This is a genomic window from Leisingera sp. ANG-M1, assembly GCF_000813745.1.
In the GTDB taxonomy this organism is placed as follows: Bacteria; Pseudomonadota; Alphaproteobacteria; order Rhodobacterales; family Rhodobacteraceae; genus Leisingera.
The window spans coordinates 81,033-105,120 of sequence record NZ_JWLC01000015.1; the positions used below are offsets into that span (position 1 = coordinate 81,033).

The 24,088-nt window shown below is 63.5% G+C and carries 21 protein-coding genes; 13 read left to right on the plus strand and 8 right to left on the minus strand.

What is annotated here, in order from left to right:
- Window positions 1-226: 226 nt before the first annotated feature.
- Genes RA19_RS13845 through RA19_RS13875 form a run of 7 tightly spaced genes read left to right on the plus strand, consistent with a single transcriptional unit; the run spans window position 227 to window position 6,726 of the window.
- Window positions 227-1,156, plus strand: a complete 930-nt coding sequence (locus tag RA19_RS13845; RefSeq protein ID WP_039163567.1) for an SPOR domain-containing protein — start codon at window positions 227-229, stop codon at window positions 1,154-1,156.
- Window positions 1,140-2,336, plus strand: coding sequence for a D-alanyl-D-alanine carboxypeptidase family protein (locus tag RA19_RS13850; protein ID WP_039163568.1), 1,197 nt, complete (start codon window positions 1,140-1,142; stop codon window positions 2,334-2,336). Before RA19_RS13845 ends, RA19_RS13850 begins: the two co-directional genes overlap by 17 nt.
- Complete coding sequence (gene tmk / locus RA19_RS13855) at window positions 2,333-2,980, plus strand: dTMP kinase (RefSeq protein WP_039163570.1); 648 nt, start codon at window positions 2,333-2,335, stop codon at window positions 2,978-2,980. The genes RA19_RS13850 and tmk overlap by 4 nt, the downstream gene beginning before the upstream one ends.
- Window positions 2,977-4,095 (plus strand): DNA polymerase III subunit delta', encoded by a 1,119-nt coding sequence (locus tag RA19_RS13860; protein ID WP_039163571.1) that lies wholly within the window; start codon window positions 2,977-2,979, stop codon window positions 4,093-4,095. The genes tmk and RA19_RS13860 overlap by 4 nt, the downstream gene beginning before the upstream one ends.
- Before the next feature lie 41 nt (window positions 4,096-4,136).
- Window positions 4,137-4,946 carry a TatD family hydrolase gene (locus tag RA19_RS13865; protein ID WP_039163572.1) on the plus strand — a complete coding sequence of 270 codons (810 nt, stop codon included), beginning with the start codon at window positions 4,137-4,139 and terminating at the stop codon, window positions 4,944-4,946.
- On the plus strand, window positions 4,946-5,743 hold the full coding sequence (locus RA19_RS13870) for an MBL fold metallo-hydrolase (RefSeq protein ID WP_039163573.1): 798 nt from the start codon (window positions 4,946-4,948) through the stop codon (window positions 5,741-5,743). Before RA19_RS13865 ends, RA19_RS13870 begins: the two co-directional genes overlap by 1 nt.
- Before the next feature lie 50 nt (window positions 5,744-5,793).
- A complete protein-coding gene (locus tag RA19_RS13875) occupies window positions 5,794-6,726 on the plus strand; it encodes an AEC family transporter (protein WP_039163575.1) in 933 nt (310 codons plus the stop codon).
- An 81-nt stretch (window positions 6,727-6,807) separates the two neighbouring features.
- On the opposite strand, the gene RA19_RS13880 is transcribed toward RA19_RS13875, so the two are convergent.
- The 3 genes from RA19_RS13880 to RA19_RS13890 all read right to left on the minus strand — a co-directional run bounded on the left by RA19_RS13880 (window position 6,808) and on the right by RA19_RS13890 (window position 9,356).
- Entirely contained in the window at window positions 6,808-7,542 is a 735-nt protein-coding gene (locus RA19_RS13880; RefSeq protein ID WP_039163577.1) for an aspartate/glutamate racemase family protein, read from the minus strand.
- A 24-nt stretch (window positions 7,543-7,566) separates the two neighbouring features.
- Entirely contained in the window at window positions 7,567-8,259 is a 693-nt protein-coding gene (locus RA19_RS13885) for a GntR family transcriptional regulator (RefSeq protein WP_039163579.1), read from the minus strand.
- 194 nt (window positions 8,260-8,453) lie between these two features.
- Window positions 8,454-9,356 (minus strand): LysR family transcriptional regulator, encoded by a 903-nt coding sequence (locus tag RA19_RS13890; protein WP_039163581.1) that lies wholly within the window; start codon window positions 9,354-9,356, stop codon window positions 8,454-8,456.
- 102 nt (window positions 9,357-9,458) lie between these two features.
- Between RA19_RS13890 and RA19_RS13895 the strand changes: the two genes are divergently transcribed.
- From RA19_RS13895 to RA19_RS13920, 6 genes are all read left to right on the plus strand, one after another.
- The gene (locus RA19_RS13895; RefSeq protein WP_446720283.1) at window positions 9,459-10,586 is read left to right on the plus strand and encodes an enolase C-terminal domain-like protein; all 1,128 of its coding nucleotides are present in this window, start codon (window positions 9,459-9,461) and stop codon (window positions 10,584-10,586) included.
- Complete coding sequence (locus RA19_RS13900) at window positions 10,583-11,836, plus strand: NAD(P)/FAD-dependent oxidoreductase (protein ID WP_039163582.1); 1,254 nt, start codon at window positions 10,583-10,585, stop codon at window positions 11,834-11,836. Before RA19_RS13895 ends, RA19_RS13900 begins: the two co-directional genes overlap by 4 nt.
- Before the next feature lie 50 nt (window positions 11,837-11,886).
- Window positions 11,887-12,861 (plus strand): TRAP transporter substrate-binding protein, encoded by a 975-nt coding sequence (locus tag RA19_RS13905; protein ID WP_039163583.1) that lies wholly within the window; start codon window positions 11,887-11,889, stop codon window positions 12,859-12,861.
- A gap of 73 nt (window positions 12,862-12,934) precedes the next feature.
- Window positions 12,935-13,468: a TRAP transporter small permease gene (locus RA19_RS13910; protein WP_039163585.1), complete on the plus strand. Its 534-nt coding sequence runs from the start codon at window positions 12,935-12,937 to the stop codon at window positions 13,466-13,468.
- Window positions 13,469-13,473: 5 nt separating this feature from the next.
- Window positions 13,474-14,784 carry a TRAP transporter large permease gene (locus RA19_RS13915; RefSeq protein WP_039163587.1) on the plus strand — a complete coding sequence of 437 codons (1,311 nt, stop codon included), beginning with the start codon at window positions 13,474-13,476 and terminating at the stop codon, window positions 14,782-14,784.
- A gap of 4 nt (window positions 14,785-14,788) precedes the next feature.
- Window positions 14,789-15,736 (plus strand): hypothetical protein, encoded by a 948-nt coding sequence (locus RA19_RS13920; protein ID WP_039163589.1) that lies wholly within the window; start codon window positions 14,789-14,791, stop codon window positions 15,734-15,736.
- Here the strand turns inward: RA19_RS13920 and RA19_RS13925 are convergent.
- The 5 genes from RA19_RS13925 to RA19_RS25825 all read right to left on the minus strand — a co-directional run bounded on the left by RA19_RS13925 (window position 15,733) and on the right by RA19_RS25825 (window position 23,890).
- Entirely contained in the window at window positions 15,733-16,635 is a 903-nt protein-coding gene (locus RA19_RS13925; RefSeq protein WP_039163590.1) for a hypothetical protein, read from the minus strand. The genes RA19_RS13920 and RA19_RS13925 overlap by 4 nt on opposite strands.
- A 64-nt stretch (window positions 16,636-16,699) precedes the next feature.
- On the minus strand, window positions 16,700-18,073 hold the full coding sequence (locus tag RA19_RS13930; RefSeq protein ID WP_039163592.1) for a hypothetical protein: 1,374 nt from the start codon (window positions 18,071-18,073) through the stop codon (window positions 16,700-16,702).
- Window positions 18,074-18,209: 136 nt separating this feature from the next.
- The gene (locus tag RA19_RS13935; protein WP_039163594.1) at window positions 18,210-19,775 is read right to left on the minus strand and encodes a class I SAM-dependent methyltransferase; all 1,566 of its coding nucleotides are present in this window, start codon (window positions 19,773-19,775) and stop codon (window positions 18,210-18,212) included.
- Window positions 19,776-19,882: 107 nt separating this feature from the next.
- Complete coding sequence (locus RA19_RS13940; RefSeq protein ID WP_039163595.1) at window positions 19,883-22,147, minus strand: glycosyltransferase family 2 protein; 2,265 nt, start codon at window positions 22,145-22,147, stop codon at window positions 19,883-19,885.
- A gap of 291 nt (window positions 22,148-22,438) precedes the next feature.
- On the minus strand, window positions 22,439-23,890 hold the full coding sequence (locus RA19_RS25825) for a TIGR02594 family protein (protein ID WP_052261791.1): 1,452 nt from the start codon (window positions 23,888-23,890) through the stop codon (window positions 22,439-22,441).
- Window positions 23,891-24,088: the final 198 nt, after the last annotated feature.

The window sequence follows — 24,088 nt, forward strand, 5'->3', positions numbered from 1 at the left end:
TTAGGACGCAAAACCGGGCGAGGCAAGAGGAAATCAGTGGTGCAAGAGAAAACCGCGGCCAGCAGCCCGCCGCGCGGAATTCTGCCGTCCCTGCCGCATTCCGGAATGCCGCGGCGTGTCAGGGTTTTCATGTTCGGAAGTGCAGGCTATCATGCCGCCAAATCAAGAAGACCGGGCACTCCGGCGGGGGCGCACAAGCGCTGCGGGCACAGGCAAGGATGAGAGCATGAAGAACACCATGTCGAGAGCAATAACGGCCCCGCGGATCGCCGCGGCGGCCGCAGCGCTGCTGGTTCTGGCCGGCTGTGCGGAAGGCCCCAAACTGGCCTTTCTGCAACCCAAGGCCAAGGCTGAAGGCGAAGTGCAAACCTCCAGCAGAACCAAGCTGGTCGAACGCGACGTGGAAGCGCCCGAAGTGTTCCAGGTGACCGAAGCGGGCCTGTGGGACGGCCGCCCTTCGATCGGCGGCGTTTGGGTGGCGCATCCTGACACCAACGAACCGGAGCGGGTGATCATCCGCAACAATGCCAACGGCCAGTTCGTGATCGGTGCCCTGTTCCGGCGCGAGCGCGAGATTCCGGGACCGCGGCTGCAGGTCTCTTCGGACGCATCAGCAGCCCTTGGCATGCTGGCCGGCGCGCCGGTGGAGCTGAATGTCACTGCGCTGCGCCGCGAGGAAGTGCAAAACGAACTGCCGGCGGCAGAAGAGCAGACGGCTGAGCCCGCCGCGGATGAGGCTGATACGGATGCAGCCCAGCTGCTGGCCTCCGCAGTCGGCCCGGAGATCTCCGAAACCGCGCTGGACCCGATTGTCGGCGCCGCCGCTGCCATTGATGCCTCGGCCCCGTCCGGCACCGCGGCCGAAGCTCCAGCCAAGCCTGAGCCAGCCGCTGCCCCTGCTCCGAAACCGCAGAAATCCGCATTGTCCAAACCCTTTATTCAGATCGGCATTTTCAGCGTCGAAGCCAATGCCAAGCGCACTGCAGGCATGATGCGCAGTGCAGGCATGGTGCCGACGGTGCGGGAGCAATCCTCCAGCGGCAAAACATTCTGGCGGGTGCTGGTCGGGCCGGCGCAGAACAAGACCGAACGCGGTGAACTGTTGAAAAGCGTGAAGGAAACCGGATTTGCGGATGCCTATGCTGTCACCAATTGATCCTGCCGCCCTGAAAGCTTCGCTGCGGCTGGCATTGGCTGCAGGCCTGATGGTCAGCCTTTCGGCTCTGTCGGCCGCCGCGTTTGATACCAAGGCGCGCGCGGCCTATGTGCTGGACGCGGGCACTGACACGGTTCTGCTGTCGAAGAACGCCGACGTGCCTCTGCCGCCCGCCTCGATGTCCAAGCTGATGACGCTCTATGTGGCGTTTGAGGCGCTGCGCGACGGGCGGCTGACCCTGGACGAGCGGCTGCCGGTGAGCGAACATGCGATGAGTTACAAGGGCTCCACCATGTTCCTGGACACTCAGGACCGGGTGAGGGTCGAGGATTTGCTGCGCGGCATCATCGTGCTGTCCGGCAATGACGCCTGCGCAGTGATCGCCGAGGCGCTAAGCCCGGACGGCACCGAGGCAGGCTTTGCCCGCTACATGACCAAGCGCGGCCAGGAACTGGGCATGACTGCCTCGACCTTCGCCAATTCCAACGGCTGGCCTGCCGCCGGCCACCGGATGTCGGTGCATGACCTGGCGATCCTGGCAGAACGGCTGATCGAGGACTTCCCCGAATACTATCCGCTGTTTGCGGAAACCGAATTCGCATTCGATGGCCGTGCGCCCTCGAATACCCGCAACCGCAACCCGCTCTTGAAGCTGGGGATTGGCGCAGACGGTCTGAAAACCGGCCATACCGAGGAAGCGGGTTACGGCCTTGTCGGCTCGGCCCAACAGGGCGACCGGCGGGTGATTTTTGTGGTTTCCGGCCTGGCCAGCGAGCGCAGCCGCGCAGAGGAGGCAGAAGCCCTCGTTAACTGGTCGTTTCGCCAATTTACCAAGAAAACCGTTGCCAAAGAAGGCGTCGCCATCGCGCAAGCGGAGATCTGGCGGGGGGCCGAGCGATCGGTAGGGCTGGTGCCTGCCAAGGATCTGGAGATCCTGCTGCCTTCGCTGTCGGCCAAGACCATCCAGGGCGAGGTTGTCTATAGCGGCCCGATCGAGGCGCCGGTGAAAAAAGGCCAGCGCCTTGCGGAACTGGTGCTGCAGCCCGAGGAACTGCCCGAGGTGCGGCTGCCTCTGGTGGCTGAGAGCGACGTTCCCGCGGGCGGTTTTGTGGTGCGGGTGCAGACCGCGGCGCAGGTGCTGATCAAGCAATTTCTGCAAGGGCCCGAGGGGGCGCTGTGACGACAGACGAAAAGCGCGGCCTGTTCATCACCTTTGAAGGTATCGACGGCTCCGGAAAATCAACGCAATGCCGCCTGCTGGCGGAAGCCTTGCGCGATGCGGGCCGCGACGTGGTCCTGACGCGCGAGCCCGGCGGCTCGCCCGGCGCCGAGGAAATCCGCCGCCTGGTGCTGGAGGGCGACCCGGACCGCTGGTCGGCAGAGACTGAGCTTTTGCTGTTCATGGCGGCGCGGCGCGATCACCTGGAGCGCACCATTGAGCCCTCCTTGGCGGCGGGCAAGGTGGTGATCTGCGACCGCTTTGCCGACAGCACCCGGATGTATCAGGGCCTGTCGCGCGGCGACCTGCGTGCCGCCGTTGACCAGATGCACAAGCTGATGATCGGGCGTGAGCCGGATCTGACCCTGCTCATCGACATGGACCCGGCCGAGGGGCTGGCCCGTGCGAAGGGGCGCCAGGGCAAGGAAGAACGGTTCGAGGATTTCGGTGTCGGTCTGCAAGAGAAGATGCGCGCAGGCTTTCTGGCGCTGGCACAGGAGTTTTCCTTCCGTTTCCGCGTGGTCGACGGCGCCAGGCCGCTGGAGGACGTGGCCGCCGACGTGCGCAAGCTGGCAGATGAAGCCCTGAAAGGACCGGGGGCATGAGCGCTGACGACGAGTTGCCGCGCGCCGACCAGGCCGAGGGTGCCCCGCACCCGCGCGAGACCCTGCGGCTGATCGGCCAGGAGGCGGCAGAACAGGACTTCCTGACCGCCTTTAACTCCGACCGGCTGCACCATGGCTGGCTGCTGACCGGCCCGCAAGGGGTCGGCAAGGCAACGCTTGCCTGGCGGATCGCGCGGTTTCTGCTGGCCACGCCGCCGGCTGAGGACGGGCTGTTCGGCGCCCCGCCGCCGCCGCAGTCGCTGGACATTGATCCGGAGCACCCCGTTTCCCATCGCATTCAGGCGCTGGCAGAGCCAGGGCTTGCGCCGATCACCCGGTCTTATGACGACAAGGGCAAGCTGCGCAGCCAGATCGTGGTTGACGACGTCCGCAAGCTGAACCGTTTCTTTGGGCTGTCGGCCACTGACGGCGGCCGCCGGGTGGTGATTGTGGATGCTGCCGACGACATGAATGTGAGTGCGGCCAATGCGCTCCTGAAGATGCTGGAGGAGCCGCCCGCGCGCACCACGATCTTTTTGATCTCGCATCAGCCCTCGCGGCTTTTGCCGACCATCCGCTCCCGCTGCCGTACTCTGCGGCTGGGGCCGCTGTCCGCACCGGACATGGAGGCGGCTCTGGCGCAGTCCGGGGTGGAGCTGCCTTCGAACATGGAGAACCTCGCAGCCCTCGCAGGCGGCTCGGTCGGCGCGGCGCTGCGGCTGATCAATCTGGGCGGGCTCAAAATCTATGCTGAACTGGTGCAGATCCTCGATTCGATGCCGCGGCTGGACCGGCAGCGTGCCATGGCCTTGGCCGAAGCCGCCGCCCAGCGCGGTGCCGCGGAACGGTTTGAACTGCTCCTGTCGCTGACCGAGATGGCGCTGGCCCGGCTGGCCCGCACAGGCGCCACCGGCGCGCCGCCAGCGCGGGAAGCGGCACCGCAGGAGGCTGCGATGCTCCAGCGCCTGTCGCCCGATCCCCGCAAGGCCCGGGCCTGGGCGGACCTGGCGGCGGAAGTGACGGCGCGTGCGCGCCACGGCCAGGCGGTGAACCTTGACCCCGCCGCGCTTGTCCTAGATACGGTTTTCAAGATGCAGGAAACCGCGTCGCGCTGAGGCCCCTTTGGCCCCGCGGCACATGTGGCGCCAGAGGATATATGACCGAGACGACTCCCCAAATCACGGACAGCCATTGCCACCTGGACTTCCCCGATTTCGAGGGGCGGCTGGACGAAGTGATGGCCAGTGCAGCCGAGGCCGGCGTTACCCGGATGGTGACCATCTGCACCAAGATGAAGAACGAGCCCGCCGTGCGCACCATTGCCGAAGCCCATGCTCCGGTGTTCTACGCTGCAGGCACCCACCCAATGAGCGCGGCAGACGAGCCCATGATTTCAGCCGACGAGCTGATTGCTTTGGCCAAGCACCCCAAGTTTGTCGGCATTGGTGAGACCGGGCTGGACTATCACTACACCGCGGACAGCGCCGCCGTGCAGCAGGAGAGCCTGCGCATCCATATCGCTGCCGCCCGCGAAACCGGCCTGCCGCTGATCATCCACTCCCGTGCCGCGGACGACGACATGGCGCGTATTCTGGGCGAGGAGATGAAGAACGGCGCGTACTCCTGCGTCATGCACTGCTTCTCCTCCTCAGCGGAACTTGCCAAGGCTGCGCTGGATCTGGGCTTTTACCTGTCGATGTCCGGCATTGCCGCCTTCCCCAAGAGCCAGGAGCTGCGCGACATCTTTGCCGCCGCTCCGGTGGAACGCATTTTGGTCGAGACCGACGCCCCCTACCTGGCACCGCCGCCCTACCGCGGCAAGCGCAACGAGCCCGCTTATACTGCCTTCACCGCCAAAGTGGGCGCAGAGGTGTTTGGCATGGATTACGCAGCCTTTGCCGCCCGGACCCAGGCCAATTTCGACCGGCTGTTCTGGAAGGCCGCAGCATATGAGGCCGCCGCCTGATGGGAGAAATGCGCTTTACCATTCTCGGCTCGGGGTCCTCCGGCGGGGTGCCGCGGATCGGCGGCCATTGGGGCGATTGCGACCCCAAGAACCCTAAGAACCGCCGCCGCCGCTGCTCGATGCTGGTGGAGCGCGACGGGCCGGACGGCACCACCTCGGTGCTGATCGATACCACGCCGGACATGCGCAGCCAGCTCTTGGATGCGGAGGTCAGCCGCCTGGACGCGGTGGTCTACACCCATTCCCATGCCGATCACCTGCACGGCATCGACGACCTGCGCATGGTCTATTTCAACATGCGCCAGCGGATCCCGGTTTATGCCGACGGGGCGACCCAGAATGACCTGCTGAACCGCTTCGGCTATGCCTTTGCCCAGCCTGAGGGCTCGCCCTACCCGCCAATCCTGGAGCTGAAAACCATCGAAGGCCCCTTCAGCATTGATGGCCCCGGTGGCGGGATCACCTTCCGCCCGTTCCAGGTCAACCACGGCGCCATCGACGCGCTTGGCTTCCGCATTGACGGGCTGGCTTACCTGCCGGATGTCGCCAGGATCCCCGACAGCGCCTTGCCGGAACTGCAGGATCTCGACATCTGGATCCTGGACGGGTTGCGCCGCACTCCGCACCCGACCCACTTCAGCTATCAGGAAGCGCTGGAATGGTTTGAAAAACTTGCGCCCAAACGCGGCATCATCACCAACATGCATATCGACATGGACTATGCGACGGTCGAGGCTGAGACGCCGGAGCACATCACTCCAGCCTATGACGGCATGGTTATTCGGGTGGAAATCTGAAGGGGCGCGGTTCAGCGCCCTTTTTCAATTGCGCAATTTGAGGCGGCACAGTGTTTCAGAGCCTGATTGACGTCATCCTGCCAGTCTTCCTTGTTGTGGGTGCAGGCTATGCCGCGACCGCGAGAGGCGTGCTAAGCCAGGCGCATATCGAAGGGGTGATGAAGTTCGCGCAAGGCTTTGCCATCCCCTGCCTGCTTTTCAAGGCGATGGCGGAGCTGGACCTTTCCGCCAGCTTTGACCCTCGGCTGCTGGCAAGTTTCTATACCGGTGCATTCACCTGTTTCCTGATCGGCGTCTTTGGCGCCCGTATCCTGTTCAAACGGGAGTGGGAGGATTGCGTTGCAATCGGCTTTTGCTGCCTGTTTTCCAACTCGGTGCTGCTGGGCCTGCCGATCACCGAACGCGCCTTTGGGCCGGAGAACCTGACCGGCAACTATGCGATCATCGCCTTCCATTCGCCGTTTTGCTACGGCGTCGGCATCACCGTGATGGAATTTGTGCGCAACCGTGGCGCCGGCCGGGTCAAGACCGCGGTCTCGGTGCTGAACGCGATGTTCCGAAATGTGCTGATCCTGGGGATTGCGCTGGGATTTGCCGTCAACCTTTCCGGTGTACCGATCCCACTGGTGGTGGATGAGGCGCTGTCGCTGATCATCCGCGCTGCCCTGCCCGGCGCACTGTTTGCGCTTGGCGGCGTGCTGGTGAAGTACCGGCCCGAAGGCGACCTGCGCGCCATCCTGTTTGTCTGCTTCACCTCGCTGATGATCCACCCCGCGATCGTCTGGGTGCTGGGGTCTTCGCTGTCGCTGCCGCAGGACCTGTTCCGGTCGGGTGTACTGAACGCGGCAATGGCGACCGGGTTCAATGGCTACATTTTCGCAAACATGTACGGACGGGCCAAGCGAGTGGCGGCCTCTTCGGTACTGATCGCCACCGGAGCCAGTATCTTCACCGTCTGGTTCTGGCTGCTGCTGCTGAGTTAACGATACCGGCGTCAACTGCCCGGCTGAAAGCCGGGCAGCGCCCGACCGCCCCTATGGGCGGGCACAGCCCTCAGCTCTTTCTCACCACAGGGGATCGTCCAGTTCCAGCGGGAAGCCCTTGGGCAGCAGGCCGGCCTGGAACCAGTTCACAAAGGAATGTATCGAAAACACCGGCAGGCCCGTGGCTTTGCGCACGTCGCGGGCGTAGGGCACCATATTGGTGCATTCCAGCACAATGGCGCCGAGGTCCGGGATATCCGCGACCATCGCCCTAGCAGCGTCGATCATGTCGAGACGGCAGGCTTCGAAATCGATCTCTACCGCATCGCCCAGGATGTCCCGGGTAAAGGCCCGGCCGCCGTCAGTGCCGGCGATGGGCGTGTCTGGCGCAACACCTGCGGCCTCCAGATGCGCAGGCGTCAGCGTCTCCTTTGAGATCGTCAGGATGCCGCAGCGCTTGCCCGCGGGCAGCAGGTTCTGCACCATCGGCACCTGCATTAGCGACGAAGTCGCCACCGGCACCCCCAGCGCCTGTTTCACATCCTCCTGGATCAGCGCAAGGAAACCGCAGTTGGTTGTGATGCCATCAGCCCCCATGGCCACCAGATCGCGGCCCGCCTCGACGAAGAGATCAATCAGTTCCTTGGGATTGCCGCGCACCACATTCTCGGGGTTGGCGCCGCGCACCACTTTGTAATGCACCGGGAAGTCCCAGGTCATCGCATTGCCCATATCGCCATAAATGCGAGGGAAGCGCGTTTCCAGCATCAGGATGCCAACTGCGGCCCCAAAGACCGTTTTTCCGCCTCTTTCCATCGGCTTGTCCTTCCAATTATCGGGCTATTCGTCTGGCACGTAGAGCTGGGAAAAGGCGATGCGGACGGCTTCCGTCGCCTCCTCCCGGCGTTTTTCGATATGGCTGCGCATGGCTGCGGTCGCGGCCTCCGCGTTGCGGGCGGCGATGCCCTCGACGATCTGGCGGTGGGCCGAGATATCGCCCGGCGCCTTGCCCCCTGCCCGGTCGCGCATACGCTTGAGGTCAATCAGCCGGATATAGCGGATTCGGCCGTTGAGGTTGTTCAGGATCCGCTGCAGCTCGCTGTTGCCGGAGAGCTGGGCGAGACGGGCGTGGAAGCTCTCGTCCATCGCCAGCAGTGCTTCCGGGTCGGTGGCGCTTTGATATTCCGGCTCCATCCGGTTGAGGTAATCCGCTAGTGCGGCGATATCCTCGTCCGAGGCGCGGGTGCAGGCCAGCCGTGTGGCTTCGCATTCCACCGCCACCCGGGCCTCGTAAAGGTCCATGATGTAGCTGGGCGTCAGCGGGCGGCAGAAGAAGCCGCGGTTGTTCTGGAAGGTCAGGAAGCCCTCGGCCACCAGCCGGTTCAATGCCTCTCGCAACGGCGTGCGGCTGGCCCCCAGCACCTCGGACAAAGCGCTTTCGTTGATCCGCTGGTCGGGCTTGAAGGCAAAATCCGCCGCCATCCGGCGCAGCGCCTCATAGACCCTATCCACATTGCTTTCGCGTTTGGCCATGGTTCCGCCATTTGTTCATTCCGTGGTGCAGACTAGGGGAGCCGCCGGGCTTGCGCAATGTTGAATTCTAAACTGAATACAATTTTGACAAGCACTAAAGGCTGCGCCCGAGCCTGGGTGGGCGCATGAGCGCCCTCCCGTGGGGAGGGTCGGGCGCTGCCCGGTCTCTCGGCCGGGCGTGACCTGTCCGCAGGTCAAACGTCTCCCGCCGAGTACGGCGCCAATTCGTGCTTCAGCAGCGCCAGGAACTCCTGCCCTACCGCCGACAGCGGCCGCGACTTAGAGGTGATCACCGCCATCTCCATCATAATCCGCGGCTGGAACGGGCGGGAGACAAAGCCGCCTCCGGCCTCAAAATCCAGCACAAAGGGATCAAGGATCGAGACCCCCATCCCCTCCTGCACAAAGCTGAGGAGGTTCTTGAACAGATGCGAATGCACCCGGGTTTTCAGCGGAATGCCCGCCTGCTGAAACACCTCGCGGGTGCGGCGGTGGGTCATGTGCTCCGGGCCCATGACGATGAAGGGCACACCTTCCAGCAATTCGGGAGTCAGCACCGCATGTTCGGCCAAGGGGCTGTCAGCCGGGATTGCCAGGCGGGTTTCGACGTTGATCGGATGCACTTCCAGCCCGTCATGAATCAGGGGCATCTCGCAGATACCGATCTCGAACAGGCCGGAGATCACCCACTCCTGGATCTTCAGCGAATACTGCGCCTGAAAGGAGATCGACAGATCCGGCCGGGTGCGGGCAAAGCGGGCGATCAGCGCGGGCATGAAGCCGAAGGACATGGAGTGCTGCGAGGCCACCTGCAGCTGTCCTGCCTGCTTGTTCTGCAGGTCTGTCACCGCCTGCGCAACATGGTCAAGGCCGCGCACCACGGTATCGACCTCCTGGAACAGCACGCCTGCCTCAGGCGTCGGGATCAGGCGGCCCTTGCTGCGTTCGAACAGCTTGAGGCGGGTCTGGCGCTCCAGCTGGTAGAGTAGATTGGATATGCCGGGCTGGGAGATGCCCAGCTGTTCCGCCGCGCCGGTGACGGTGCCGGTTTCGACAATCGCATGGAACGCCTGCAGCTGGCGGAAGCGGAGGGACATCGGCAGGACATCACTTTTTATGATACTCTATCGAATTCTTTGTATTTGTAATGATAACTAAGTCAAGGCACCCTTCAGCTCGCACCTGGGAGGACGTTGAAAGTGCTGGAAGAAAAGATTGCCGGGATGGATTTGTGGCATCTCGCGCTGCCCGTGATGTCGCGCCGCGACCATGGGATCGGGTCTGTTGAGGGCTCCTGTGAGGTCATCATTGTGCGCCTGCGCAGCGAAAGCGGGGCGGAAGGATACGGCGAGGCCTCGACCTGGTCGGTGTTCACCGGCACGCCGGAAGCAAGCCTGGCCGCGCTCGACCGCTACATCCGCCCACTGGTGGAAGGCCGCCGGGTGGCGGACCGCGCCGCGATCATGGAAGATGCCGCCAAGGCCGTCGCCCATTGCACCGAGGCCAAGGCGGCGCTGGAAAGCGCCCTGCTGGACCTGACCGGGCAGATCACCGGGGCGCCGGTCTGGGCTCTGCTTGGCGGCAAGTGCCGCGATACCATCCCGCTCAGCTGCTCGATTGCCGATCCAGATTTTGAGAAGGACATCGACCTGCTGCACCGGCTGCGCGCCGACAAGGTGGGGCTGATCAAGCTGAAGACCGGCTTCAAGGATCACGCCTTTGACGTCATGCGGCTGGAGCGGATTGCCAAGGATTTCCCCGAGTTCCGGGTGCGGGTGGACTATAATCAGGGTCTCAGCATTGAAGACGCGCCTGCGCAGGTGCGCGATGTGGCTGAGTTCAAGCCGGATTTCATCGAGCAGCCGGTGCGGTTCCATCACTTTGCCATGATGGCCAAACTGCGGGAGATGATTGATGTGCCGCTGTTGGCGGACGAAAGCGTCTTTGGCCCTGAGGACATGGTGCGGGCGGCGCGTGAGGGCATCTGCGACGGTGTCTCGGTGAAGATCATGAAGTCGGGCGGCCTTACCCGCGGTCAGACGGTGGCGCGGATTGCCGCGGCAAACGGGCTGTCGGCCTATGGCGGCGACATGTTCGAAGCGGGGCTGGCGCATCTGGCGGGCACCCACATGATTGCCGCCACGCCAGAGATCAAGCTGGGCTGCGAGTTCTACCAGGCGAGCTATTTCCTGAAAGAAGACATTCTGGAGACGCCTTTCCAGGTGGTGGACGGCCAGGTTGTGGTGCCGGATGGGCCCGGCCTGGGCGTCAAGCCGGATGTTGAAAAGCTGGACCGCTATGCGGTGTCCAAGAAGGTTGCGGCATGAGCGAAGCCAAGAAAACCGTTGCCATTATCGGCGCCGGCATTGTCGGCGTCTCGGCGGCGATTGAGCTGCAGCGCGACGGGCATCAGGTGATCCTGATCGACGGCAAGGGGCCGGGTGAAGGCACCAGCCATGGCAACGGCGGCATTCTGGCTTCCTGCTCCATCGTGCCGGTCACCGGGCCGGGGCTGTGGAAGAAGGCGCCGAAGATGCTGCTGGACCCGAGCCAGCCGCTGTTCATGCGCTGGGGCTACCTGCCCAAGCTGGCACCCTGGCTGATGAAGTACATGAGCCACGCCAATGCCGAGGATACCACGCGTATAGCCTCGGCCCTGGCGCCGGTTGTCGGGGATTCGCTGGCCGATCACCAGGCGCTGGCGGCGGGCACCGCAGCAGAGCGGCATCTGAAGCCCTCGGACTATCTCTTCATCTACAACGACCGGGCGCATTTCGGCGAGGACGCCTTTGGCTGGGGGCTGCGCAAGAAACACGGCTTCCGCTGGGATGAGCTGGAGGGCGCGGATTTCCGCGCCTATGACGGTATCTATTCCGAAGAGTTTGGCTTTGCCGCCAGGCTGAAGGATCACGGGATCATCTCCGATCCCGGCCAATACGTGAAAGACTTGGCCGCGCATGTCACTGCGAACGGCGGCCAGCTGATCCAGGCCTTTGTCGAGGATGTGGCCCGAGAGAACGGCAAGGTGACAGGCGTCCGCGCGGGCGGCGAGACCATCGCTTGCGACGCCGTCGTGGTGGCCACCGGCGTCTGGTCCAAACCGCTGGCAGAGAAACTTGGAATTTCCGTACCACTGGAAGCAGAACGCGGCTATCATCTTGAATTGTGGGAGCCTTCGGCGATGCCCAAGGCCCCCGTCATGGTGGCAGCAGCCAAATGCGTGGTGACCCCGATGGAGGGACGGATCCGGATTGCGGGCGTTGTGGAATTCGGCGGGCTGGAGGCCGGGCCCTCCAAAGGCCCGCTGGAGCTGTTGCGCAAGAACGCGCGGCGCATCCTGCCGGGTGTCACCTGGAAGCACGAAGAGGAATGGCTGGGGTTCCGGCCCGCGCCTGCGGATTCCATTCCGGTGATCGGCGAGGTGCCGGGGCTTTCAGGTGCCTTTGTCGGCTTTGGCCACCATCACATCGGCCTCACTGGCGGGCCGAAGACCGGGCGCCTGCTGGCGCAGATGATTTCGGGCCGCACCCCGAACATGGATATGAGCGCCTACGACCCGGCGCGCTATGCGATTTGAACTTGAACCAGTGCCCCATAAGGGGCCGTGAATAACACAGGGAGAAGACCATGAAGAAACTGACCAAACTGCTGGCCGCCACCGCGCTGACCGCGGCTGCCGCCCTGCCCGCTGCGGCCGAGGTCTGGGACATGCCGATGGCCTATTCGGCGTCCAACTTCCACTCGGCCACCGGCGCCGAGTTTGCCGAATGCGTGACCACCGGCACCGGCGGCGAGATCGAGATCAAGACCCACCCGTCAGGCTCGCTGTTCAAGGGCGCTGACATCAAGCGCGCAATCCAGACCGGCCAGGCCCCCATCGGCGAGCGGCTGCTGTCCGGCCACCAGAACGAAAACGCTCTGTTCGGCTTTGACTCAATCCCGTTCCTGGCGACCTCGTTCGATGACAGTGACAAGCTGTGGAAAGCCGCCAAACCGGCGCTGGAAAAACTGCTGGCCGAGCAGAACCTGACCCTGCTTTATGCTGTGCCGTGGCCGCCGCAGGGCCTCTACTTCAAGAACGAGGTGAACTCGGTCGCCGAGATGAAGGGCATCAAGTTCCGCTCTTACAACAACGCCACCTCGCGCCTGGCCGAGCTGACCGGCATGCTGCCGGTGACCATTGAAGCAGCTGAAATCAGCCAGGCCTTTGCCACCGGCGTGGCGGACTCGATGGTGTCGTCGGGCTCCACCGGCTATGATCGCAAGGTCTGGGAAAGCCTGAACTACTTCTACGAAGTGGACGCCTGGCTGCCGCGCAACTATGTGATGGTGAACTCGGACGTCTGGAACGGCACCTCGGACGCCAATAAGAACGTGATCCAGGGCTGCGCCAAGCTGGCCGAATACGCGGGCAACTGGCGCGCCAAGGAATACACCGGCTTCACCCTGCAGGGGCTGCGCGACGGCGGCATGACTGTGGGCCCGGCATCGGATCAGATGACGGCCGAGCTGAAGGAAATCGGCGTCACCATGACCAACGAATGGCTGGAAGCCGCAGGTGACGAAGGCAAGGCCATCGTCGACGCGTTCCACGCCGAATAATCACCTTGAATGATACGGGCGGCACGGCAGGTGCCGCCCGTATTCTCATAAAAAATATGCCGATGGGGATGATATGACTGTGCTCAGGGGACTGCGCTCCGGACTGGATTTTCTCTACCTTGCGGCGGGGGTGCTGGCCGCCCTCTGCCTGATTGCAATTCTGGGACTGATCGTGGTCCAGATGCTGGCCCGCTGGACCGGTGAGGTCTTCCCCGGCGCACCGGATTACGCAGGCTACGCGATGGCCGCGGCCTCCTTCCTGGCCTTTGCCAATGCGCTGAACCGCGGCAGCCATATCCGGGTGTCGATCCTGCTGAATGCGGTGCCCGAAAGCTTCCGCCGGGTGCTGGAAATCTGGTGTTTCGGCATCGGCACCGCAGTGATGTGGTACTTCTGCTATTACGCCTACCGCTTTGTCTACTGGAGCTGGAAGTTCCACGATGTGAGCCAGGGCCAGGACCGCACACCGCTGTGGATGCCGCAAAGTGCGATGCTGATCGGCGCCGTCATCCTCGCCATCGCCCTCACCGACCATCTGATCCATGTGATTTTCCGCGGCGATCACCGCATCACCCAGGATCTGGCTGACCAGAGCCACGCGGAGTAAACCACATGGAAAATATCTCTGTCATCATTCTGTTTCTCTTCGTGCTGTTCACCCTGCTGGGCACCGGCGTCTGGGTCGGCCTTGCGCTGATGGGCGTGGCCTGGGTCGGCATGGAGCTGTTCACCACAAGGCCGGTGGGAGACGTCATGCTGACCACCATCTGGTCAGCGTCGTCGAGCTGGACGCTGACGGCGCTGCCGATGTTCATCTGGATGGGCGAAATCCTCTACCGGACGCGATTATCGGAGGACATGTTCAAGGGGCTCTCCCCCTGGATGGCGCCCCTGCCGGGAGGGCTGGTGCATACCAATATCGTCGGCTGCACGGTGTTTGCTGCGGTATCCGGCTCCTCCGCCGCGACGCTGACCACCGTGGGCAAGATGTCGATCCCGGAACTCCGCAAGCGCAACTACCCGGAGCGCATGGTGATCGGCACCCTGACCGGCGCGGCAACCCTGGGCCTGATGATCCCGCCGTCGCTGACGCTGATCGTCTATGGTGTCACCATCAATGAATCGATCACCAAGCTGTTCTTTGCCGGCATCCTGCCCGGCCTGGTGCTGGCGGCGATGTTCATGGGCTACGTGGCGATCTATTCCAAGGTCGGCAAGGACTGGAACCCGGATCAGGAAAGCAAGCTGACCTTCGCCCAGAAGATTCACAACTCCCGTTTCTTGGCGCCGGTGATTGCGCTGATCGTGGTGGTGATTGGGTCGATGTACCTGGGCTTTGCCACCGCAACCGAGGCGGCGGCGTTCGGCGTCATCGGCTCGCTGCTGCTGGCGCTGGGTCAGGGCTCGCTGAACTGGAAGACCTTCACCGAGAGCCTGATGGGCGCCACCCGCACCAGCGCGATGATTGCGCTGATCCTGGCAGGTGCAGCCTTCCTGTCGCTGTCGATGGGCTTTACCGGACTGCCTCGCGGGCTGGCCGACCTGATTGCCGGCTGGGAGCTTACCCGCCTGGAACTCCTGATGGTGCTTCTGGTCTTCTACATCATCCTGGGTTGCTTCCTCGATGGCATTTCATCTGTGGTGCTGACTATGGCCGTGGTGGAGCCGATGATCCGCCAGGCGGGCATTGACCTCATTTGGTTCGGCATCTTCATCGTGGTGGTTGTGGAAATGGCGCAGATCACTCCGCCGATCGGCTTCAACCTGTTTGTGATGCAGGGCATGACCCACCACGAGATGAGCTATATCGCCCGTGCTGCGATCCCGATGTTCCTGATCATGGTGCTGATGGTTTTTGTGCTGATCGCCTTCCCGGAGCTGGCGACCTACCTGCCCAACAACCTCAGGCCGGGACCAGTCTAGACAGATGATGCGCGCGCTCGCCTTTGCCGCCCGGCACGGGCGGGCCGCTTTGGTCCTGGGGCTGCTGGCCGGGCTGTTGCTGCCCGGCCTCGCCGCCTCCCTTCAGCCCTGGCTGCCGGAAATGGTGGCCGGGCTTTTGTTTTTGAATGCCTACCGGATCGGTTTCCGCAAGGCGGCAGGCGGGCTGGCCGATGGTATCAGCACCCTCAAGGCCATTGCCCTGTTGCAGGTCGCACTGCCGCTGCTGGCGCTGGGGTTGGCCGCGCTGTTCGGCGTCGCGCAGACGCCAGCCGCCGTGGCGCTGATCCTGATGCTGAGCGCCCCGTCCGTGACCGGCAGCCCCAATATCACCGCGCTGATGGGCCACGCGCCGGAGTCGGCGTTCCGCTTGCTGATCCTCGGCACCGCCCTGATGCCATTGACGGTGATACCGGTGTTCCTGCTGGCGCCCAGCCTTGGCGATCTTGCGGAAGTACTGCGTGCTGCAGGGCGGCTGATCGGAGTGATCGGCCTCACCGTTGCAGCGGCTTTCTTGCTGCGGCGGCTCACCCTGTTCCGCCTGAGCGATGCTCAGGGCAAGGCGATCGACGGGCTGACCGTGATCGCCCTGGCAGTGATCGTGGTGGGATTGATGGCCGCCCTTGGCCCTGCGCTGCACGCAGATCCGCTGCTGGTGCTGCGATGGCTCGGCTTTGCCCTGGCTGCCAATCTGGGCCTGCAAGTGCTGACCTTTGCAGTGATGCGCCGCCGCGCGAGCAGCGGCGCCGTGCCAGTCTCCGTTGTGGCCGGCAACCGGAACTTCGCTCTCTTTCTGATCGCCCTGCCCGCAGCCACCACCGATCCGCTCCTGATCTTTCTCGGCTGCTACCAGATCCCGATGTATCTGACCGCCATCCTGATGCAGCGGTTTTACGGCAGGCCCGCAGGCCCCGGTCCCGCAGCTGCGCCCTAGGACAGGAACGTCACCCCGGGCATGTGCCGGATCAGGTTGGTGTCCTGCTGGTAGACCTCAGTCATCTCATCCACCAGATCCTGCGACCAGCCTGGCAGGTCGATCTCTTCTTCCACCGCCTCTTCCGAATGAAAGTAGCTCAGGAAAAGCGAGCGCACCCGCTCCCGTTGATCTTCCGACAGCCCCGACCGCCCTTCCAGATAAGCCTCCAGCCGCTCATATCCCGATTCCGAAATGATGCCGCGGGTGATGTCCAGCTCGCCGCTGAACCGGAAACCGCTCCCAAGCCCGGTTACCTGGCCCAGGATATTGGGCCAGATCACCGGTGTTTCCTCATTGCACCACACCGTCACAGGACAGCCTGGGTTGCGGTACAGGATATCCTCCACCACATGCGACCAGCGCAGGCTGAGAAAATCCGCGCCCGCGGAGAATTGCCCCCAGCTCCTGCTGGACTGGGAGTTGTACACCGGTCCGATCAAGGTTGCCGGATTGCGCAGGCCCAGAAAAAACGCGCAGGGGTTGCCCGGGAACACGCTGCGCAGCGCAGCCGCGTTCTTGCCGGCATTGCGGTAGAGCTGCCCCTGGCTCAGCATCCAGCCGGGCACCCCAAGAAAACCGGAGCTGGTCAGGATAACCCGCGACACCTCTTGATCCTTGACGATGCCCGCCAGCAGCGCCTCGCGCTCCTGGCTGGTCACGAAGTCCTGGTCCTGCTTGCGCAGCATCTGGCCGATCGCCTTCATATAGGTGCCGGGCCGGCGGACCATGACTCCGCGTTCGAGCAGCCGCTGCGCGTCCTTGCGCAGCGACCAGGTCAACTGGCCATTGTCGGTATTGGGCGCCCCAAGGTGCAGGGCCAGGGTTATCTCCTGCATGCTGGTGTCTGCTTCGCTCATCGTCTTGCCCGGCCTCTCCCCCGGCTGCGCGCTGCGTTGCTGATGCGGATGGTGCCTGCCCGTCTCACAGCCGGTCCCTCATACGGCGGAAAAACCGGTCGTCGCGCTGCCGCAGAATATAGCTGCAGACTTGTTTCGCAAGGCGCGGATGGCCTCGGTCGAGCGCCAGGTTGGCGAGCTCCCGCTGAAACCGGGGAAAGCTATGCCGCTTGCGCAGCAACTGATGGAACTGATGCGGTGTCAGCCCGCCCGAAATGGCGCCGCGGGCAATCTCCTGCAGCACTCCCATCTGCTGCAGGGACGAGCCCAGCCTGTGCCCCAGCAGCGGGCAGCGCCACAGGGTCACGTTCGGCCCGGTGAACCGGGCGGCATGCGCCGCATCCGGCGCCACATAGGGGTCATACATGATATGCACATCGCCTGCCCCCTGGCTGGCCAGTGCGGCATCGCCGAAGGAGCCGGAGAAATCGCGGCCCCAGACTTTCTTGTACCGCATCTCCCAGGGCACCAGGGTTTTGTCGAGCGTTGACTGCGGGCTGATTGCAAACACCGTCGAGCCCGGCGCCGCTGCGGCAAAGGCCGCCGCCGCATAGCCGCCCATCGATGCGCCGTAGAACACCACCCGCTTGAACTGCGCAAAAAAGCCGCTGTCGCGCAGCGCTTCGAACTTGGCGGCCACCTCGGCATGGCGGAACCAGGTCCAGCCGTTGGCCATCACCCCCAGCATCGACCAGCCCTGCGCCTCGATAAAGCTGAACCCCCAGGGACGGCGGTCATCCCGCTTGGTCATCGCGATGTCGAGATTGTCGAAGGTCACCACCAGCGTATCGCCGCGCGGCATGAACAGGAAGGAATGCTCTTCCAACTCGTCGAAGAACCCTTCCTTTCCGGCCAGCTGGCGGGCGACCTTGGACCACTCACCGGACGGCTGAGGCTCTTCCTGGGGCTCTACCGAGAGCACAGCAAGGCCATTGCTGTCCGCCCCCGGCTGCACCAGCGTATTGCAGCTGCCGTAGGATTTAAGGAACGGATAGCTGCCCGATCCCTTGCGGATCTCGATCACCACCCGGCTCAGCGGATGCAGGGACTGGTCCAGCACCGGTTTGAAATTCTGAATCTTGTGGCGGACGCCAAAGCTGTTGAGCGCCAGGATCACGTCGTAGCTGCTGCCGGCAGCGCCGCTGTCCACAACCCGGATTGCGTCCCGGTCTACGCCGCTGCGGTCCAGCATAGCCAGCCAGTCCCGCAGCTGTTGGGCATCGGCTGGCACCAGCTGCCCCTTGCGGTTCACACTGACAAAATCAATGCTGCAGCCAAAACGCTGGTGCAGCAGAACCGACAGTTCCGGAGCCTGGCCGTTGATGTCCGCGGCCCTGGCAACGTCGTCCACGTCCAGCGCCGGAAGCACCATTGCGGCAAAAAAAGCTTCACTCAGCATAGGTCTTCAACACCCCCTGGGGATGCGCCAGAGCCCGGCCAGCCCCATTCAGGCTGTCCGCTGGCGCCCCGCCCTTTCCTCTGTACTATCCGAAAAGGGTTAAGGATCTGATTACCCCCAATTGTTCCGGCGCCGGTCACGCCTGCTGGCCGGCGCGGGTCAGGACCGTGGAGTATTTTCCGTGCTTGGCCAGCACCTCGACAGCCCCGAAGCTTTTCATGGCGCCGATCCCGCCTGACCCTTTGCGGATATCCAGAACAATGCCGCCGCCGGTGCTGATCTGGTTGCGGAACAGATGCTCGTATGTGCCGACAGGATAGTGGAAACCGCAGGAGGCCAAGCTGATGACAAGGTCGAAATCGCCCAGCGCCGCGGTGTCTTCCGTCTTGGGGTTCACGGTGGTGATCTTCTCCGGCGGCACGCCGTTTTTCTCCAGGAAGGCCCGGGCGGTTTCGAGACTGGTGTAGCCCGCCCCCTCCCCTTGAAAGCCAAAGTGGCGCCCGTTGCCCTCTTCGATATCGATCAGCACGATACCGCAGCCATAGCGGCGGTGCAGCAGCAGGCTGGCAAACGCATAGCCACAGCCGATATCGGCGGCCCGCTTCGGAGCAATGGTGTCGGTGGACTGCAGGAAGAAATCGCACTCCCGCCCGGCAATCCGGATCGACTCGTGCAAAATGCGGTCCCGCTGTGCCCGGGCGTCTTCCATCAAAGGTTCCGCATCGCCATCGGTCCAGGCCTTGATAACCTGGCCGGAGCTGGCCAGCTCGGACCGCTGCAGCAGGATATTGGCGACATCCTCGTCACTGAACATGGAGAAATCCAGCGTGGCTGGGTCAATTTGCACCGGTGTATCCTCTTCCGTTACGGGCGCTGGCAGCAGGTGGCGGGTCTGATCCGGGTTGATCCCGTGCTTGGCCAACAGATCATGCACATAGCAGCCCTTGGCCGGAACACCGCCGTATTTTCCCGCGATATTGCGGAAGCGGCGGCCCCAGAAGTGGATCGAAAGCGTATCGCTGCGGATATAGCTTCGAGCCTGATCGGGGCGGTTCGGGTTAAGCACGACCCCTGCCCGCTTGAACGGCACCGGATAGATCACATGGCCGGGGCGGGAATTGGAGACCTCGCCGGTTTCCTGCAGGAACCAGGTCAGCGCGTCGGGCCCCCAGACGCCCCAAGGCAGCAGCGAGACATGCACGCCTTCGCCGCGGTCCTTGAGCGCCTGCAGCTCGGCCTGTTTCTCAGCGCTGTACCAGGGCGGAATGGGGTATTCGTCGCTGGTGAAGCGCAGCATTTCCTTCAGCGTCTTGGAAGTCTTGGGCAGACGCAGCACGCCATTGTTGACCATCGGCTTGTCGTCCGAGATCCAGCCGTGGAAATGCTTGCCCTTGATATCCCAGGGCTGGCAGCAATAGGCATCGGTATCGGCCCAGATGTAATCGGTCTGGCGCAGCAGATGCAGCCGGAAGACGTCGGCATGATAGGCCGGACTGCCGGTGCGGGCATGGCGGATGATGTGCTCTGCGGGCAGGATCTCATTGGCATCGGCCAAGCGCACCCCATCGGGCACCCCCTTGACCTCATCATAGGTGAACAGGACTGTTTCGTGCCCGTTGTCCACAAAGGACTGCAGGCAAAGCTGCTCAAGCCAGCTGAGCTCCGGGCCTACCCAAAGTGACGCAATGGCTGGAAGTGCCATGATTTCTGCCCCTCAAATACCCAATCAATGCAGCTGTTTATCTGCGTTATTATTAACCAAATTTAACCCGCAGCCCGGATTCCTGTCAATGTGCCGGGCGGCCTGGGTCAGTGCGTGGTCTCGCCGCGCTCCACCGTGAACCAGAAGTCGCTGCCCGGCTCGTTTTCCGCGATCTCGTCCGGGATCACGCCGGGGCCGCTCAGGAAGACGTTGGCGCCGAAATGCGCGTGCATCCGCGACAGCTTGCACAGCTTGCCGCCGGTCAGTTCGCGGAACAGCTCGATCATGTCGTGCCGCAGCTTCAGCTCCTCGATCTTCTCCCGGTGCTTGCGGCAGGAATACTCATGCGCAGCAGCAATATCCGGATCCGCCAGCAGCCGTGCCATCTCTGCCTCCAGCGCCGGGATCATCCGCTGGATCGAGCGCTCCTCCTCGGCGTTGTTGTTCATCCGGAACCAGTAGGACAGGCCCTGATCGCGGTCGACATGGTTCACCCGGCCGCGGTCGCGCTTTACCAGGAAACTTTCGGCGCTGCGCACGGCGTAGTGGTTCAGCTGCACCAGGTCATAGCCATAGGTGCTCATCGACGACCGCCAGCCGTTGCGGAACATCTCGCGCGGCATGTCCTGGCCTGAGCCGTTGACCCAGCGGATATCCTCCCACAGCTGCGGCTTCAGCCCCTTGGGCCGGTGCACGCCCAGCTTCTTGAAGATGCCGGTGTTGCGGAACAGGGTCTTGAAGCCCCAGGCCTGATGCGGCTTGCGGGTAACCTCAAAGGCGCAGCGGGTGAATTCGCGAGTGATCAGATCACCGGTGAAGTCGCGCACGTCATTGTTGCCGAACAGCCGCCAGGTGATGGAGATCATATTGGCCTCCCCCACTGCCTCGAACAGATCCGGCAGCCGCCCCCCACCGCATTTGATGTTGATGAACTCGTCCACATCCATGCAGATCAGCCAGTCGGCCCCGGTGATCACCGGCTCCTCTTCGGCGGCCTGAAGCGCCGCGTGCTGCGGCTTCAGATCGGTGCCGCGGAACGGGTTTTCACGGTGCTGCACGATGCCCTTCTCCTGCAGCATCTGCAGCATAGTGTCGGTGCCGTCGGAGCAGTCATTGGTGTAGACCAGAAAGTCATCCACCCCGATTGCCCGGTGATAGGCCAGCCATTCAAGGATAAAGGGGCCTTCGTTCTTCATCGTGGTGACGATGGTGGTCTTGGGCTTGCCGCTGCCTTTGCGAATGGCGTCTTCGGGCGGGATGCGCACCGGCTTGGCTGCAAAACAGCGGGTGGCTAGGTCCAGCAGCTCCGGGGTTTCGACCAGGCTGGTTTTCGGCACGATCTTGGACACTGTATCAGTCGGATGCCGCAGCGCCATGCAGCGGTAGAAGCGGCCATCGGCATCCGGCGCAGGCTCTGCCCCCACAACCCGGATCAGCCGCCAGATGCAGGCCTCCCCAGACACAGCCGGGGCCAGGCACCAGCGCGGCCGCACCCCGGCGGCGTCGAATTGGGTGCAGATGTGATCGCCAAAGGAAGCGTCGTCCCCCTTGCGCACCCGCCAGGGGTAGGCTTGCACCCCGCCCAGCCGGACACACCCCGACGGCGCTGCCGCGGCCTGGTCAAAAACAATCGGGCCGCCGGAAGGAGCCAGCAGATCGAACAAATCAATATTGGCAACCGCGCGGGCGCGGGCCAGAAACCGGGCGCGCAGGATTTCGTAGATCAGAAACTCGCCCAGCGGTGCCCGCCAAGGATCGACGGGCGGTATCTCCATCCGGTCCTTTCCGGGTGCGCCCGGAACGTTAAAGGGATGCGCTTCCTCCGGCAGCCCTTCCTTGCCCAGCGGCAGTTTGGAATGCACCACCACCAGCCGCTCAAGCCCTTCAATGCCCTCGGCCAGGCTGCGGAGTTCAGCGGTAAAACGGCGGCTGTCCTGCGGCTGCGCCCGGTCAAGGATGACAGCGCCCTGCAGGCCGTGCTGCGAGACATGATAGCGCAGCCATGCCACCGCCGTTTCTGCGGTTTCGCCGTTGCGGACGGCAGCCAACACATTGAGCCCGGCAAACAGATCCGTTTCCTCGGGATGCAGGGGCACATTGTAATGTTCGCCATGGACAGAAACTGCAGCCTCTCCAGCAGCAGACGGCGTCTCCAACACAGGCGCGCCGCCGAAATTGTGCAGGGTTGCCAAGTCCGAAGCGGACGGAACCGCCACGGCATCGCGCGGCGTCTGTGTTTTGAAGAACAAGCGGGCTGTGCGGCCGCCGTGCATCGCGACCGCATCCAGCAGAGTTTCCCCGGCCAGGGAGAGTGCGCTTAGCTCGCGTTCAAGAATCTTGCCGGCGCTGGCTCCGGTGGCTGGATTGGACATACTGCTGCATCATTTGGTGGCGTTGTTGGCCCCGGATGCCGCGCACCAGAAGCAGGTGCTTTTATAGCCGAACCCCATAGACGCTGGAACGGTGAAAGCAAACGCAGGGCGGGAAAGCCGGGCGCCGCTGATATTCCCGCAACAGCACATAAAAAAAAACCCCCGCCCCCTGCCCGCCATACCAGCGGCGGGAGAACAGAACACAAGGGGCGGGATATGCAAGCGCGTGTGGAGTGCTCTTGCATTAAGGGCCGCAGGCGGGCGGAAGGCACACCTGCGGGCAGAGACTGATCAGGCGCGCCGTATGGCGCGCAGTTTGTATTCGGTGCCGCCCATCCGGCCGTCTTTCGGATAGGAAGAAATTCGCACCCGGTTGTTCTGGTTGCCGCCCAGAACCGAGATATAGTCACCCTGGTCTTCGATCAGGAACCCGACATGGCCGCCTTTGCCAACCCGTTCGAACACCACAATGTCGCCCTCGCGCGGGGCATCAAAGGCGTCAATCCCCCAATCTGCCCAGTTCAAAGCGCGCTGGCTTCCGGTGCCGGAATAACCGCCCTGCTCCACGCAGTAGTTCACGAAGGAGGAACACCAGGCCACGGAATCGTCGGTGCCGGACCAGGCATTGGTGGTGGAGTGGTACATGACGATCCGCGGATTGCTGCCCGGCCCGGGCACTTCGCGCACGTCCAGCGCCAGTTCCGCCCGGGCGATGTCATAAGGCGACTGCGGATCCCAATTGGCCGCATCCATGCTGTACATGGCAGAGGCCGGCTGCGCCGCAGCCCGATGTTCTGCCAGCGCCTCCGGTTTGGGCGGCACGCCTGCCGCGATATGGGCAACCGAGGCCGGGAAACCGCCGGAAACCGTCTGCAGATAGGCGCCATGCATGAAGCCGTCTGAATAGCCGTCACCATCCAAATCGACATTCACCCAATCGCCGTGGCGGCCCAGCGCCTGAACGATTGCGCCCTGCACCAGCGCTTTTTCCACTGCATAGCCAGATCCCGGCCCGCGCCGCAGGTTCAATCCGTTGCGGGCGATCACCTGCATCATCGCAAACGGCTGCCCCCACGGGCCGAAACCAGCGGCCTCTGCAGGTCCGGCCTCCCCGCCGGGAGTGAACTGTCCGAAGTTCTGCCAGGCTGGCGACAGGATGTTGCCGTCGTGCGGCAGCGGTGCGGATTTAGCCGGCCAGATCTGCCGCAACGCCCAGCCACCGGTCTGCAGCATGGCCCGGGTGCCGGCCCAGCCGGTTGCCGCTGCGAGCCAGATCAGATCGGCATAGCCGGCATCCCGCACGGTTTTTCCAACCAGGCCGGAGCCATAGACTCCGATGCGGTATGCCCCGCCTGTCTGTGCCGCTACGGCCGCAAAGTAATCGCGGATCGAAGCCAAGTGCGAGGATTTGTAAAAATCGTGATCCACGGCGAAGTAAATCGCGGAGCCCTCGGGTTGGCCAATGCGCTCTGCCAGTTCCAAAGCCCGCATCGCATCCGCCCGGCCGCTGGCGGCATCCAGATCGGCAATGTTGCCCTTGGCGCCGCCGCGCTGCTGAAACACAACAGCCAGGGAGAGGCCCGCCTCTGCGATGGCTTTAGCTTCACTTTTCTCCACCCGTTTCTCATTCAGCGATGAGGAGTTCTGATGGTTGTAGTAGCGGATAATTGTCTCCACACCGCCGCGGCGCAGCGCCTTCAGGTGCCGTGTGGTGTTCCAAGGGGTGTCGATGACTCTGTGCATGGCCTTTAACTCCAGGCTCTCCCGGGGGCGGCGTGCAGGGCTGACGCCCTGCGGAACGGTCCGGGCTCTTAGTTTGTCGTGTGCGGCGGACAGCCAGGCCGCGGCCAGTTGCAGGCCTCTCCGCGGCCTTTGCCGCCGGGCCGGAGCAGGCAGGCGCGACGCAGAAGCACTCTTAAACCTGCCTCTCCCGCCTGCCCC

Coding starts and splice junctions, on each gene's coding strand:
- RA19_RS13845 (WP_039163567.1), top strand. CDS start 227: ATGAAGAACACCATGTCGAGAGCAATAACGGCCCCGCGGATCGCCGCG.
- RA19_RS13850 (WP_039163568.1), top strand. CDS start 1,140: ATGCTGTCACCAATTGATCCTGCCGCCCTGAAAGCTTCGCTGCGGCTG.
- RA19_RS13860 (WP_039163571.1), top strand. CDS start 2,977: ATGAGCGCTGACGACGAGTTGCCGCGCGCCGACCAGGCCGAGGGTGCC.
- RA19_RS13865 (WP_039163572.1), top strand. CDS start 4,137: ATGACCGAGACGACTCCCCAAATCACGGACAGCCATTGCCACCTGGAC.
- RA19_RS13870 (WP_039163573.1), top strand. CDS start 4,946: ATGGGAGAAATGCGCTTTACCATTCTCGGCTCGGGGTCCTCCGGCGGG.
- RA19_RS13880 (WP_039163577.1), bottom strand. CDS start 7,542: ATGGAAAGAGGCGGAAAAACGGTCTTTGGGGCCGCAGTTGGCATCCTG.
- RA19_RS13885 (WP_039163579.1), bottom strand. CDS start 8,259: ATGGCCAAACGCGAAAGCAATGTGGATAGGGTCTATGAGGCGCTGCGC.
- RA19_RS13890 (WP_039163581.1), bottom strand. CDS start 9,356: ATGTCCCTCCGCTTCCGCCAGCTGCAGGCGTTCCATGCGATTGTCGAA.
- RA19_RS13900 (WP_039163582.1), top strand. CDS start 10,583: ATGAGCGAAGCCAAGAAAACCGTTGCCATTATCGGCGCCGGCATTGTC.
- RA19_RS13905 (WP_039163583.1), top strand. CDS start 11,887: ATGAAGAAACTGACCAAACTGCTGGCCGCCACCGCGCTGACCGCGGCT.
- RA19_RS13910 (WP_039163585.1), top strand. CDS start 12,935: ATGACTGTGCTCAGGGGACTGCGCTCCGGACTGGATTTTCTCTACCTT.
- RA19_RS13915 (WP_039163587.1), top strand. CDS start 13,474: ATGGAAAATATCTCTGTCATCATTCTGTTTCTCTTCGTGCTGTTCACC.
- RA19_RS13920 (WP_039163589.1), top strand. CDS start 14,789: ATGATGCGCGCGCTCGCCTTTGCCGCCCGGCACGGGCGGGCCGCTTTG.
- RA19_RS13925 (WP_039163590.1), bottom strand. CDS start 16,635: ATGAGCGAAGCAGACACCAGCATGCAGGAGATAACCCTGGCCCTGCAC.
- RA19_RS13930 (WP_039163592.1), bottom strand. CDS start 18,073: ATGCTGAGTGAAGCTTTTTTTGCCGCAATGGTGCTTCCGGCGCTGGAC.
- RA19_RS13935 (WP_039163594.1), bottom strand. CDS start 19,775: ATGGCACTTCCAGCCATTGCGTCACTTTGGGTAGGCCCGGAGCTCAGC.
- RA19_RS13940 (WP_039163595.1), bottom strand. CDS start 22,147: ATGTCCAATCCAGCCACCGGAGCCAGCGCCGGCAAGATTCTTGAACGC.
- RA19_RS25825 (WP_052261791.1), bottom strand. CDS start 23,890: ATGCACAGAGTCATCGACACCCCTTGGAACACCACACGGCACCTGAAG.